The sequence below is a fragment of the Dactylosporangium sp. NPDC049742 genome, assembly GCF_040674675.1.
Taxonomy (GTDB): Bacteria; Actinomycetota; Actinomycetes; order Mycobacteriales; family Micromonosporaceae; genus Dactylosporangium; species Dactylosporangium maewongense.
In genome coordinates this window covers 44828-57599 of record NZ_JBFANF010000032.1, presented here as the reverse complement: position 1 = coordinate 57599, position 12772 = coordinate 44828, and the positions used below count along the sequence as shown (strand labels likewise).

Sequence of the window (12772 nt, the reverse complement as noted above, 5' to 3'; positions counted from 1 at the left end):
CAGCATCATGCCGACATCGTGACAAGACGTCACGTCCACCCAGGTCAGACACCGTTGCCGAGTACAGACGGCCCTCACCAACGCGTCAAGGGCGCGCTGGTCGGCGGTCTGATCAACAATCGTCGCGTGACCGGCCGGCCCGGGAGTGAGCGGCTCCCGGGCCGGCCGGGCCTCACGTGCCGTACACCTGGAACGTGAACAGCGAGTACCCCGCCTTTCTGGTGCCGCGGGCGGTGCCGTAGATGCGCACGTACTGCGCCGAGGCGTTCAGGCCGGTGTTGTCGTCCTCACCGCCGTTGCTGTTGGTGATGGTCCGGATCGTGGTCCAGGTGTTCCCGTCGGCCGAGGTCTGGATCTGGTAGTTCTTGCCGTACGTGGTCGCCCACACCAGCCGGACCCGGTTGATGGTGTGCGTGGCGCCGAGGTCGACCCGGATCCACTGCGGGTCGGAGAACGCGCTCGACCACCGAGTGGTGGAGGAGGCGTCCACGGCGTTCGAGGCGGGGAAGGAGGCGTTCTCCACGCTGGACGCCGTGGCGGGGTGGTTCAGCGCCAGGTCTGGTGGCGGAGCGCTGACCGAGCAGTCGCCGGTGCCCTGCGCGGCGTAGCGGATGCCGCCGAGCAGGTGCGTGCGGTAGTTCGCCTCGGTGTAGCTGGCCTGGGTGTGGCCCATGCCGGTGTAGAAGGATCGGCCGCCGTCGTAGGCCCGGCACCACGAGATGGGATGGTCGCCGCCCATGGTGCCGCCGCTGTAGGTGGACTCGTCCAGCGTAGCCAGGACGTGCACCTCCGAACGGGGGTTGGTCTGGTAGTTGTACCACTCGTCGGTGCGGCTCCACGTGGCCGGCAAGCCGACCGTCGACGGGTGGGTGGTGTCGGCGATGCGGACCGTCGCGGTCTGGATCGCCGGGTGGCTGGCGAAGTACGCCCCGACGAGGCCGCCGTACCAGGCCCAGCCGTACTCCGTGTCGGCCGCCGCGTGCACGCCGACGTAGCCGCCGCCGGCGCGGATGTAGTTCTCGAACGCGGTCTGCTGGGTCGCGTCGAGTACGTCGCCGGTGGTCGACAGCCAGATGACGGCCTTGAACCGGGCGAGGTTGGTCGCGTTGAACTGGGTGGCGTCCTCGGTGGCCTCGACGGCGAAGTTGTTCGCTGTGCCCAGGTCGCGGATCGCCTGGATGCCGGTGGGGATGGAGTCGTGGCGGAATCCGGCGGTCTTGCTGAAGACGAGCACGGTGAAGTCCGGCGCCGCGTGGGCCGGCACGGCGGTGAGGCCGAGCGCGGCGACCACGATGGCGACGCAGAAAGCGAGTCTGCGCAACATGATCGGTGGTCTCCCTTCTAACCGGTGACGAACGTGAAGCTGTCCAGGTCGAACAACGCGCGCTTGCCGTTGCCGGCGAACGTGACGTACAGCGAGGTCGTGCCCGCCGGCGCGCCGCTGATCGTGCCGGTGACGGTGGTGAACGTCTCCCACGACCCGGTCACCGGGACGGTGGCCGAGCCGATGATCGTGCCGGTCGCCGAACCCGTCCGGAACTGCAGCCTGCCGCCCGCCCCGGCGGACGACACCCGGGCGGTGAACGAGATGACGTTGTTGAGCTTGTACGGGTCGAACTCGATCCAGTCGCCGTTGTTGATGTCGCCGACGGTCATGCCGCCCTCGGCCGTGGTCCTGCTGAGCTTGTTGATGCCCGACGAGGTCTTGTAGTGCTCGGCCTGCCGGTGTTTCGGCTGCAGGATGTTCTGCGCGTGGGCGGTCAGGCCGCCCGTGTCGGTGTACGACGCGTCGAAGATCGGGAAGATGTTCGCCGCGTCGTCGTGCTCGCCGTCCACCGGGATCGTGATCGTGCCGGAGCAGCCGTTCTGCGAGGTGATCTGGTGGGCGTGCTGGTCGTGGCCGAGCACGTACGCCATCGTCACCTTGGCGCAGTCGATGGTGCCGTCCTCCGGGTCGGTGACCGTGACGCTCCACGGAACGCTCTCGCCGAAGTCAGCCAGCTGCCCGGAAGCGGGGCTGTTGACGATGACCGTCGGGGCGGTGTTGCCGACACTGATCGGCACGCTGGCCGTGCCGGTGGCGCCCTGCGGGTCGCGCACCGTCAGGGTCGCGACGTAGTTGCCGTTGGCGGTGTACGTGTGTGCCGGGTTGGCGGCGGTCGAGGTACCACCGTCACCGAACGCCCACGAGTAGGTCAGCGCCCCGCCGTCGGGGTCGCTGGAGCCCGCCGACGAGAACGTCACGGCGAGGGGTGCCGCGCCGGATGTCTTGTTGGCGCCGGCCACGGCGATCGGCGCACGGTTGCCGCCGGTGCCGACGTAGTCGTAGCGGTACACCGCCGAGTTCGCGTCCCCGTTGAAGTAACCGGTGCCGTAGTCCAGGACGTACAGCGACCCGTCCGGGCCGAAGGCCATGTCCATGACCTGCTTGCCGTTCCACGGGAAGTTGTCGATCGCGCCCGGCGAGCCGTCCGCGTTGACCACGATGGGCTTGATCCAGCCGCGCCCGAACTCGCCGGCGAAGTACTGCCCGTCCAGGCTGGCGGGGAACTTCGTGGTCAATGGGTTTGCGGCGTCGTACCGGTAGACCGGGCCGCCCATCGGCGACTCGGAGCCGCTACCGAAGGCCGCAGGGGAACCGGCGTCGCCGGCGTAGCGGATCCAGGCAGGCTTGGCCGCCGGCAGGGTGGTCAGGCCCGTGTTACGGAAGGAGTTGTTCGTCGGGCCGCCGCCACAGTTGTACTTCGGGCCAGTGGCGTTGGTCGCGAAGTTCCACTCGTTGTACGTCTCGGTGGTGGTGTTCGTGCCGGTGCAGTACGGCCAGCCGTAGAAGCCGGGCCCCGTGATCCGGTCGAACTCCACCTGACCGGACGGGCCCCGGTTGGCGTCGGTCCTACCCGCGTCCGGCCCGTAGTCGCCGAGGTAGACGATGCCGGTCGCCTTGTCGACGCTCATCCGGAACGGGTTGCGGAAGCCCATGGCGTAGATCTCGGGCCGGGTGTTGGCGGTCCCCGGCGCGAACATGTTGCCGGCCGGGATCGAGTACGTCCCGTTGGCGTCGACCTTGATCCGTAGCACCTTGCCGCGCAGGTCGTTGGTGTTGCCGGCGGAGCGCTGAGCGTCGTAGGCGGGGTTGCGGTTGGTCCGCTCGTCGATCGGCGCGTAGCCGGCCGACTCGAACGGGTTGGAGTCGTCCCCCGTGGACAGATAGAGGTTCCCGGCCGCGTCGAAGTCGATGTCGCCGCCGACATGGCAGCAGATGCCGCGGCTGGTCGTCACCTCCAGGACGGTGACCTGGCTGGCCATGTTCACTGTGTAGTCGGCGTTGAGTGTGAACCGGGAAAGGCGGTTGACCCCGGTCCAGGTGGTCCAGTCGGTGGCGGTACCGGTGGCGGGCGCGTCGCCGGCGGGAGTGCTTAGCGGCGGCGCGTAGTAGAGGTAGATGTAGCGGTTGCTGGCGAAGTTCGGGTCCGCGGCGACGCCCTGCAAGCCTTCCTCGTCGTGCGTGTACACGGCGATGTTCGCGATCACCGATGTGTTGCCGGCGGCGTCGGTGCGGCGCAGGGTGCCGTCGCGTGCGGTGTGCAGGACCGAGCGGTCCGGCAACACCGTGATGGCCATGGGTTCGCCGGTCTCCGCCACGCCCTTGGCGAGCGTGACCTGCTGGAAGTCGGCGGGGTTGATCGCCGCCGCGGCCGGGGTCGCCGGCGCGGCGAGGACGCTGAGTCCCGAGGTGACCAGAAGCAGGGCGGCTGCCATGGGCCGCCATCGGACGATGGGCTGATTTCGTTTCACTTGTGCCCCTTCCTGACCGAACTAGCCAGGCAGGGCGCGCGCCGACGCGCCGCAGCCGAGGGTGCCGCGATGTCGGCCTATGTCATCGAGCACGCCTTGACGTCCGCGCCGACGGATCATCGAGAGAGCTTTCTCAGGCCGTCCGTCCACATTATGGGACTTTGATCAACGTGTCCAGATGTTTCGATCCAGCTGGCCGAACTTCTGCCGTTTCGGCCTAAAAGGTCCAGCCGGGGTTGTGCGCAGCCGGGGACGACGGTTGCGGATCAATCAGGTGTGCTTCGCGCGGCCTTCTCGCGCGCCTTCCCCGGCGGAAGGCCGCGGGAATCCGGACGCGCCGACCGGCGGAAGGTTGCGGCGAGGTGCCGCTCGTAGTACCAGACCGACGGCACCCAGCTGCGGCGGACCCGCTCGGAGGTGAAGGCAGCGTCGAGTTCGACGCACGCTGCGGGCTGCTGTTGATGGGATCGGGGGCAAGGGCCACGCGCTGCACTGGACCGGGCAGGTGAGTGCTCCCGGTTCAACCCGTCCGATGAGTTAGCGGGGCGGGCGGTCCTGAGTCGCCGGGTCGGCGGCGATCATCGCCTCCAGAGGTAGCAGCGCGGAGCCGGTCGCCACCGCGTCGCCGCCGAAGGCGGCGTCCAGCAGGCGGAACTGGCCGGCCGGGCGGGACAGGCTGTGCCGGCGGATGGCGGACTCGATGCGATCGCTCAGCGATTCCATCAGCCGGAGGCCTACCCAGCCGCCGATCACGATCCGCTCCGGGCCCGTCAGGTTCACCATGCCGCCCAGTGCCACGCCCAAGCAGTCGACGACGTCGTCGACGATCGCCGCCGCGGACGGGTCGCCGGTGCCGGCGGCCGTGAGCAGCTCACCGATCGCGCGCCAGCCGGTGCCCTCGAACGTGGCGCCGGTGCTGCGCCAGGCGTCGAGGATCGCGTCGGCGCCGAGGTACGCCTCCACGCAGCCGCGGTTGCCGCAGCGGCACAGCCGGCCACCGCGTTCGATGACCGTGTGCCCCCACTCGCCGGCGCTGGAGTGGGAGCCCTGCAGCAACCGGCCTTCGGTGACGACGCCGATGCCGACACCCCGGCCGAACAGCGCGACGAGGGCGTGCGACGCGCCGCGCGCGTTGCCGAACCACAGCTCCGCCCGGGTCTGCATCTTCGCGCCGTTCTCGGCCAGCACCGGCACCCCGACGTCGCACAGCGACGCGACGGGGACCGGCGGCCAGCCGAGGCTCTGCGCGTAGAGCATCTGGCGGCCGTCGGCGCCGACCTCGACCAGGCCGGGCAGCCCAAGGCCGATGCCGAGCAGGGTCGGCCACCGGCCGGCGTTGCGGTCGCGCAGCGCCTCGATGGCGTCCTGCAGGTCGACGCCGATCTTCTCCGGCGACTCTTCCTCGGCGCCGCCGCGGAACTCCCGGTCGATGCGGTTCATCGCCAGGTCGAACATCTCCACAGCGACACCGCGCTCGCCGATGTCGGCCCCGATCGTCACGGCGCTCTCGGCGCGCGGGCCGATGAGGGCGATCGGCCGGCCGCCCTTGGACGACACCGAGCCGCGCTCCTCGACCAGGCCGTCGCCGATGAGGTCGGCGACGAGGTTGGCGGCGGAGGCCGTGGACAGCCCGCTGTCCCTGGCGATCGCCGCGCGGGTGGTCTGCTGGGCGAGGATGACGTGCTTGAGCACCAGGGCACGGTTGCGCTGCCGCAGGGTCGTGACCGTAGACACCTCGGGCAGGCTGGTGGTGTGCCGACCGGCGGCGGGCTCGGCGCTCATGGTTGCCCGATCATACTCGGCCTGCATGCGGTCAGTTCGCGGTCAGATCGATCGCCCGCAGCTGCGCGGCGGTGTTCGCGCGTGCGATGAGGCGGTCACCGTTCCAGCGGACCTCGAACGCCCCGGGATCGTCGCTGTCCACCCGCCAGCCGGCCGGTCTGCGTTCGAGTGGGAAGTGCAGTTCGTCGCCGGCCTGCACGCTCATCGGCATGATTTCTTCGGCACGGTACGGCTGGCCAGCGTCGTGATGCCAGACGTGCTCGGTGTCGAACCCGGCGAACCGGTCCCGGAACCGCGCCCGCTGGTCGATGAATCCCCACCCGGGCAGGCGCAGCGGTGCGCGGCCGAACATGGCGTTGATGACGTCCGGGCGTCGCTCGCAGGCGTGCAGCGCGATCGCGTCGAGGAAGCGCAGCAGGATACGCCAGGCGGTGTCGGCGTCGACGCCGGACGACGGGTCGGCGATCAGCGCCCAGTCGTCGGGCACTCGCGCGGAGACCGGCGAGGTGTGAGTGTCGAGCTTCTTCCACGGCCAGAAGTTCCAGCTGATGCCGTGCTGCTCGTAGAGCCGGTGCGCAGTGTAGATCCACTCGGAGGTGTTCTCGCCGCCCTCTCCCATGTAGATCGGCAGCCCGAGCCGATACCGGACGTCGAGGTACTGCTGGATGCTGGAGCGGTCCGGCGGGCACCAGTAGCGGTGGAACTGCAGCGCCGAGTTCGGATCGATGACGTCGGTGAAGATCGACCAGTTCGTAGCCCAGTGTGAGCCCTCGTAGACCAGCAGATGATCGGGGTCGACCGCCCGGATCGCGGCGGTGAGCTCCCGGTACAACTCGACCAGCTCGGCGGGGTACACGTGCTGCCACTCGTTGGGCAAGGGCTCATTGAGCAGGTCGTAGCCGAGCACGACGGTGCTGTGCCGGTAGCGGCGGGCGATCTCCTGCCACAGCGCGACGGTCATCCAGCGGTACCGCTCGTCCATGAACAGCTCCGGCTGCCCATTGGGTGAGTCGTCGATGTTGGTGCCGGTCTGCCCGCCGGGCGCGCCGTGCAGGTCGAGCAGCACCCACAGGTCGTGCCGCTCGCACCAGTGCAGAAGGTTGTCGATGTGCGCGAAGCCGTCGGGCAGGAATTGTCCGGCGTCGTCGATCAGGCCGCGGGAGTTGAGCGGCAGCCGGACGTGGTCGAAGCCGAGCGCGGCGATCTCGGCGATGTCGGCCTCGGTGATGAACGCGGCCCGGAAGCGGGTCCAGAACTCGGCGGCGCGGTCCGGCCCGACGAGCTTCTCGATGCGGTGCTCGATCTGCCGCGGTGAGCTCATCTCGTCGCCGAATTTCCACATGTACCCTTCGGCGAGCAGCCAGTTGCCGAGGCCGATGCCCCGCAGCAGCAGCGGATTGCCCGCGCCGTCGAGCAGCCGGGCGCCGTCGGCGCGGACGAAGCCGGTGAGTCGCTTGCGCATAGAGAGACTGCCCTTACTTGAGGCCGGACATGGTGAAGCCCTGCACGATGAAGCGCTGGAAGACGACGAACACGGCGAGGATCGGCACGACCATGAGGGTCGCGGCGGCCATCTGCAGGGACGGGTTGGTGGCGATCTGCCGGTTCAGTAGCGACACCCCGACCGAGAGGGTGTAGAGGTTCTCGTCGTTGGCGATGATCAGCGGCCACAGGAAGCTGTTCCACCCGGCGATGAACGTCAGCACGACCTGCACCGCCAGGATCGGCTTGGACAGCGGCAGGATGATGCGGAAGAAGATCCGCGCCTCGCCGGCGCCGTCGATGCGGGCCGCCTCGAGCATCTCGGTGGGAATGGCGGACATGAACTGCCGGAACAGGAACACGCTGAACCCGGAGACCAGGCCGGGCAGCGCGATGCCGACCAGCGTGTTGGTCAGCCGCAGCCCGTTGAGGATCAGGTAGGTGGGGATCATCGTCACCTGGACCGGGATCATCATCGTGACGAGCACCAGGAAGAACAGTGGCTCACGGCCCCGGAACCGGAACTTCGAGAAGCCGTACCCGGCCATTGCCATCAGGATGACGCCGGCCATGCCGATGAGTACGACGGCGATGGTGTTGGCGAGGTATCGGCCGAAATCGAGCTCGTCGAAGAGCTGCCGGAAGAAGTCCAGCGTGGGCTGCTCCGGCAGGACCCGCGGCGGGTAGGCGACCGACTCGCGGCGCGGCTTCACCGAGCCGAAGACCATCCACGCGAACGGGAACGCGGTCGCCAGCGCGCCGACGCCGAGCACGGCACCGATCGCGAAGGTCAGGCCCCTACGCCTCGGCATCGGCCCTCCCGACCCGCAGCTGGAACAGCGTCACTGCGGCGATGACCGCAAAGAGCACCACCGAGCCGGCGCTGGCGTAGCCGAACTGGCTGGTGGAGAAGCCCTTCTGGTACAGGAACAACGAGATGCTCGTCGACTCGCCCAGGGGCCCGCCCTTGGTGAGCACGAACGGTTCGTCGAAGAACTGCAGCCAGGCGATGACGGTGGTGATCATGACGAAGAAGATCGCGAAGCGCAGGAGCGGGATGACGATCGAGATTGTTCTGCGCAGCTCGCCCGCGCCGTCGAGCGCCGCGGCCTCGAGGTACTCCTTCGGCACGCTCTGCAGGGCGGCCAGGAAGATGATGATGTTCAGCCCGGTACCGCGCCAGATGGCGACCAGCGCGACCGAGAACTTCACCCACACCGGGTCGCTGAGCCACCGCACCTCGGGCAGTCCCACCGCCGACAGCAGGTAGTTGAACAGGCCGAACTGAGTGTTGTAGAGGTACCCCCAGACGAGCGAGATCGCCACGATGGCGGTGATGGCGGGCATGAAGTAGAACGCGCGCAGTGCGCGGAAGTACCGGTTGTCGGCCCGGTTCAGCAGCAGCGCGACGATCAGGGACAGGACGATGACCGAGGGCACGCCGACGGCGGCGAAGAGGCCGGTGTTGGTCAGCGACTGCCAGAACTCGTGGTCGGTGAACAGCCGGCGGTAGTTGTCGGCGCCGACGAAGCTGATCCGGGACCGGTCGCCGAGGCCGGCGAGGTTCATGTCGGTGAGGCTGACCAGCAGCGCGACCAGGATCGGCAGCACGCCGAAGGCCAGCAGCAGCACCATCGCCGGTGCGATGAACGCGTACGGTGCAAGACGAGGTTTCAATGCGGGCTCCTGTTGTGGGCGGGACGGCGGGCATCCCGCCCACGGTGGCGGGGTCAGTTGACCGAGGTGCCGTCGGTGGCGCTGTACAGGCCCTTGAGGGCGGTGTCGCGGTTCGCGCCGGTCAGGACGATGGAGTTCAGGGCGTCCAGCAGCGCCTTGCCGGTCTCTCCGTCCCAGTTCGGGACCAGCGGCAGCAGCTTGGCGGTGGACAGCTGTTTGGCGTAGACCGTCACCAGCGGGTCGGCGGTCAGCGCCGGGTCGCTGAGCGCGGCCTTGACCGTCGGCAGATCACCGTTGAGCTTGTACCAGGTGACCTGGGTCTGCGGCTCCGAAAGGTAGTCGAGCAGCCGCAGAGCGCCGTCCCGGTTGCCCGTGTTGCCCCACACGCCGAGGTTCGAACCGGCCAGGAGCGAGGTGTTCGCGGTACCGCTGGGAATCGGGGCGACAGCCCACTTGCCCTTGAGGTCGGGCGCGGCGGCGGTGACCGCGCTGGCGAGGTATGGTCCGGACACGAGCATTGGCGCGGTGCCCGAGGTGAAGCCCTGGACCTGGTCGAAGTCCGCGTTCGTGGGCACGCTCTTGTCCGCGTACAGGCCGGTGTAGATGTCGACGGCCTTGCCGAACTCCGGGGTGTTGAAGCCGATCTTGCCCGCACCGTCGACGATCCGGCCGCCCTGGCCCCAGGTCATGATGACCGGCAGGGCACTGTCCCACTGCGGGATGTAGTAGCCGTACTGCCCCTTGCCGCGGCCGGCGAGGGTCTTGGCGTCCGCGCGTAGTTCGTCCCAGGTCGCCGGCGGCGCGGTGATGCCCTGCGCGGCAAGGATGTCGGTGCGGTAGAACAGCACCCGCGTGTCGCTGATCCACGGGACGCTGACCACGTCGCCGCCGACCGCGGTCGCCTTCCCGGCGACGCCGTCGAGGAACTTGTCCGAGGCCAGGTTCGGGTGGTCCGCCAGGGCCTTGTCGTCGAACTTGAGCAGCGCGCCGGAGCTCGCGAACGTGCGCAGCTTCGAGACGCCGATCTGCACGACGTCCGGCCCCTTGCCGGACGCGACGGCGGTGGTCATCTTCTGGTCGATCGAGTCCCACGGGATCGCGACCGTGTCCACGGCGATGCCGGACCTATCGGTGAACGGCTTGACCAGTTCGTCGAAGTGGGTGGAGCTGTCGCCCATGATCCAGACGGTGAGCTTCTTGGGGTCGGTGGAGGTGTCGCCGCCGGAGCCGGAGCAGCCGGCGAGGGCCAGCAGCCCGATCGCCAGGACGGATGCGAGCCAGGGTCGTCTCATCGCGGGGTGTTCCTTTCGGGCGGGAGGAAGCGGGGCGGGCCGGTGTTCGTGCCACGGGCAGCCGCCCGGCGCTCGAGTGAGGGTGATGACCTTCGTCCGTTAATCCGGGGCTTAGGCTAAGCCATAGAAAAAGTGTCCGCAAGAGGCGCGGAGGCGCCGATGCCCCAGGTTGTCAAGCGGTTCGTGGGGTTTGGCTTGCCGGGTTGAGTTGTTGGATGAGGTGGTAGATCTCGCGGGCGATGTAGCGCTAGAGGCGGCGGATGGCTTCGCGGCGGGTGCGGCCTTGGGCGGTGCGTCGGTCGAGGTAGTCGCGGGTGCGTTGGTCGGTGCGGGCTCTGGCGAGCGCGATGTGGTGGGGCTGCTGTCTGGCAGGTCGGCGCAGCGGCGGATCAGGGCGGCGTTGGTGCAGCCGGTCAGCTGGTCGTAGGGCCGGGTCGGCGCTGACGATGACGGCCTTGAGTTGGTTGATGGTCTGCGTTCGGGACTTCACCGCGGAAGCTCGGGCGAGGCGGAGCAGGCGCAGGATCTCCACCGGTCCGTCGACGGTCTTGGCGGTGGTTGTGGCCCGTTGGGGCACCACGGCGTGTGCGGCGGCGACAGCGTCGACGGTGTCGGTCTTGCCATGGCGGCGGCGGGCCGCGCGGTCGGGTCGGTTGACCTCGATCACGGCGATCTGGTGGCGGCGTAGGAACTGGGTCAGTGCGGCGCCGTAGGAGCCGGTGCCTTCCACGCCGGCGCGGTCCAGGATGCCGAAGCCGCGGGTCCAGGCCAGCAGCCGGCGGTAGCCGGTGGCGGTGGTCGGGAAGGTCGCGTCGCCGACCTTCAGCCATGATCCCGATCGGCGGCTGCCGTACTAGGACCTTTCGTCCTTTGTGGAGGGTGATCTGTTCTCTCTTGGGCCGTGAGGCGTGGTGAGCAGCTTCCGGGGGTGACGAGTCCGGTTTCGTAGGCGATGACGACGAGCTGGGCGCGGTCGCGGGCGTCCAGCTTGGTCAGCAGGCGGCTCACGTAGGTGCGGGCGGTGTCCGGGCTGAGGTGCAGCGCGGCGCCGATCTCCGCGTTGGACCGTCCGGTACCGACCTGTGCGAGGACGTCGCGTTCGCGGTCGGTGAGCCCGGCGAGCCGCCGGAGGTCCGGCACGGGGGAGCGGGCCGCGGCGGCCAGGACGCGCCGGGTGACGGCGGGGGAGAGCAGCGCGTCGCCGCCGGCCACGGTGCGCACGGCGGCCCGCAGGGCGTCGGGCGGGGTGTCCTTGAGCAGGAAGCCGGCCGCGCCGGCCCGGATGGCCTCGAAGAGGTACTCGTCGTCGTCGAAGGTGGTCAGCATGACGACCTGGACGTCGGTGAGGCACGGGTCGGCCAGTATGCGGCGGGTGGCCTCGATGCCGTCCGTGCCGGGCATGCGGACGTCCATGAGCACCACGTCCGGTCGCGCGGCGCGCACGATGTGCAGACCCGCGGCGCCGTCACCGGCCTCGCCGACGACGGTGATGTCCGGTGCGCGGTCGAGCAGCGCGCGCAGCCCGGCGCGGACGAGGTGCTGGTCGTCGACGATGACGACCTGGATGTCCGTCATGCGCCGCTCCCGGCCAGCGGCAGGCGTGCGTGGACCCGGAACCCGCCGCGCTCGCCGTTGCCGGCCTCGACGGTGCCGCCGAGCAGGCAGACCCGCTCGGTCATGCCCCGCAGTCCATGGCCGTTGCCGTCCAGCGGTGCGCCGGGCGGTGCGCCGTGGCCGTCGTCGACGACCTCGAGCGACAGCCCGGGTCCTGTCGCCCGCACCGTGACGTGCACCTGGCTGGCGTGTGCGTGGCGCAGGGTGTTGGTGAGCGCCTCCTGGACGATTCGGTAGGCGGTCGTGCCCACGACGGCGGGCAGCGCATCGACCCGGCCGGTGACGGTCAGCTCGACGGGCAGGCCGCTGCGGCGCACCCCGTCGACGAGGGTGTGCAGTTGGTCGAAGCCTGGTGCGGGTTCGCGGGTACCGGAGTCGCGGCGCAGGGTGTGCAGGGTGGCGCGCAGCTCACCCATCGCGCTGCCACCGGCCGAGCTGATCGCGGCGAGCGCGGTCCTGGCCTGGTCCTGTGCGTTGTCGGCGAGAGCCTCCTGCGCCACCGCCGACTGCAGCGTGATGACCGACATCGTGTGGCCGAGGGTGTCGTGCACCTCCCTGGCGATCCGCAGCCGCTCCGCCTCGACCTGCCGGGCGGTCTCCCGGCGGCGGTCCTCGACGGCGGCGACCGCCTGCCGGGCCATCTCGGCGCGCAGCGACCTCCTGCTGCGCACGGCGTCGCCGAGGGCGATGACGGCGAGCATCAGCGCGGCCTCGGAGCCGAGGTCGAAGCCCACGACGATCGAGACGGCGTCGCCCTCCGCCAGCCGCATGGCCACCGACAGCGCCAGCAGCCCGCCGCCGACGAGGGTCGCCGGCACCGCCCGGCCGCGCTCCGCCGCCGTGTACAGCACGGCGGCGGTCGGCGCCGCCAGGCCGATCGCCGGGAGGTCCAGCCAGTAGTACCCGACGATGCCGGCCGCGGTCGCCAGCAGCGCCGGGACCGGCCACTGCCGGCTGCACAGCAGCAGCCCGCCGAAGCCGACCGCGAAGCCGTAGGCGAGCACCGCCCGGCCGGGTGGCCCGCCGTCGGTGATCACGGCCGCCGCGACCAGGCAGAAGGTGGCGACACCGAGCAGCGCGTCGGTGCGGGTGGGTCGGCAACGCACACCAGCAGCGTAAACGGCATGCCG

Annotated in this window: 10 protein-coding genes; all 10 read right to left on the bottom strand. The window is 69.7% G+C overall.

Annotated elements, in window-relative coordinates; genetic code table 11:
• Positions 1 to 172: 172 nt before the first annotated feature.
• The 10 genes from AB0J72_RS32845 to AB0J72_RS32800 all read right to left on the bottom strand — a co-directional run bounded on the left by AB0J72_RS32845 (position 173) and on the right by AB0J72_RS32800 (position 12748).
• Entirely contained in the window at positions 173 to 1324 is a 1152-nt protein-coding gene (locus AB0J72_RS32845; protein ID WP_363405367.1) for a ThuA domain-containing protein, read from the bottom strand.
• A 17-nt stretch (positions 1325 to 1341) separates the two neighbouring features.
• Complete coding sequence (locus AB0J72_RS32840) at positions 1342 to 3759, bottom strand: PQQ-dependent sugar dehydrogenase (RefSeq protein ID WP_363405365.1); 2418 nt, start codon at positions 3757 to 3759, stop codon at positions 1342 to 1344.
• Between the two features lie 573 nt (positions 3760 to 4332).
• Positions 4333 to 5577, bottom strand: coding sequence for an ROK family protein (locus AB0J72_RS32835; RefSeq protein WP_363405363.1), 1245 nt, complete (start codon positions 5575 to 5577; stop codon positions 4333 to 4335).
• Between the two features lie 31 nt (positions 5578 to 5608).
• The gene (locus AB0J72_RS32830; RefSeq protein WP_363405361.1) at positions 5609 to 7039 is read right to left on the bottom strand and encodes a cellulase family glycosylhydrolase; all 1431 of its coding nucleotides are present in this window, start codon (positions 7037 to 7039) and stop codon (positions 5609 to 5611) included.
• A 13-nt stretch (positions 7040 to 7052) separates the two neighbouring features.
• The gene (locus AB0J72_RS32825; protein WP_363405359.1) at positions 7053 to 7871 is read right to left on the bottom strand and encodes a carbohydrate ABC transporter permease; all 819 of its coding nucleotides are present in this window, start codon (positions 7869 to 7871) and stop codon (positions 7053 to 7055) included.
• Complete coding sequence (locus AB0J72_RS32820; RefSeq protein ID WP_363405357.1) at positions 7858 to 8736, bottom strand: sugar ABC transporter permease; 879 nt, start codon at positions 8734 to 8736, stop codon at positions 7858 to 7860. Before AB0J72_RS32820 ends, AB0J72_RS32825 begins: the two co-directional genes overlap by 14 nt.
• Before the next feature lie 53 nt (positions 8737 to 8789).
• Positions 8790 to 10028, bottom strand: coding sequence for an extracellular solute-binding protein (locus AB0J72_RS32815; protein WP_363405355.1), 1239 nt, complete (start codon positions 10026 to 10028; stop codon positions 8790 to 8792).
• A gap of 247 nt (positions 10029 to 10275) precedes the next feature.
• Complete coding sequence (locus AB0J72_RS32810; protein ID WP_363405484.1) at positions 10276 to 10854, bottom strand: transposase; 579 nt, start codon at positions 10852 to 10854, stop codon at positions 10276 to 10278.
• Positions 10851 to 11603: a response regulator transcription factor gene (locus AB0J72_RS32805; RefSeq protein WP_363405353.1), complete on the bottom strand. Its 753-nt coding sequence runs from the start codon at positions 11601 to 11603 to the stop codon at positions 10851 to 10853. Before AB0J72_RS32805 ends, AB0J72_RS32810 begins: the two co-directional genes overlap by 4 nt.
• Positions 11600 to 12748, bottom strand: a complete 1149-nt coding sequence (locus AB0J72_RS32800; RefSeq protein ID WP_363405351.1) for a sensor histidine kinase — start codon at positions 12746 to 12748, stop codon at positions 11600 to 11602. Before AB0J72_RS32800 ends, AB0J72_RS32805 begins: the two co-directional genes overlap by 4 nt.
• Positions 12749 to 12772: the final 24 nt, after the last annotated feature.

Bases quoted from the DNA above. Each gene is read 5' to 3' on its own strand.
- AB0J72_RS32840 (WP_363405365.1), bottom strand. From the start codon at position 3,759: ATGGCAGCCGCCCTGCTTCTGGTCACCTCGGGACTCAGCGTCCTCGCC.
- AB0J72_RS32815 (WP_363405355.1), bottom strand. From the start codon at position 10,028: ATGAGACGACCCTGGCTCGCATCCGTCCTGGCGATCGGGCTGCTGGCC.
- AB0J72_RS32845 (WP_363405367.1), bottom strand. From the start codon at position 1,324: ATGTTGCGCAGACTCGCTTTCTGCGTCGCCATCGTGGTCGCCGCGCTC.
- AB0J72_RS32825 (WP_363405359.1), bottom strand. From the start codon at position 7,871: ATGCCGAGGCGTAGGGGCCTGACCTTCGCGATCGGTGCCGTGCTCGGC.
- AB0J72_RS32830 (WP_363405361.1), bottom strand. From the start codon at position 7,039: ATGCGCAAGCGACTCACCGGCTTCGTCCGCGCCGACGGCGCCCGGCTG.
- AB0J72_RS32835 (WP_363405363.1), bottom strand. From the start codon at position 5,577: ATGAGCGCCGAGCCCGCCGCCGGTCGGCACACCACCAGCCTGCCCGAG.
- AB0J72_RS32805 (WP_363405353.1), bottom strand. From the start codon at position 11,603: ATGACGGACATCCAGGTCGTCATCGTCGACGACCAGCACCTCGTCCGC.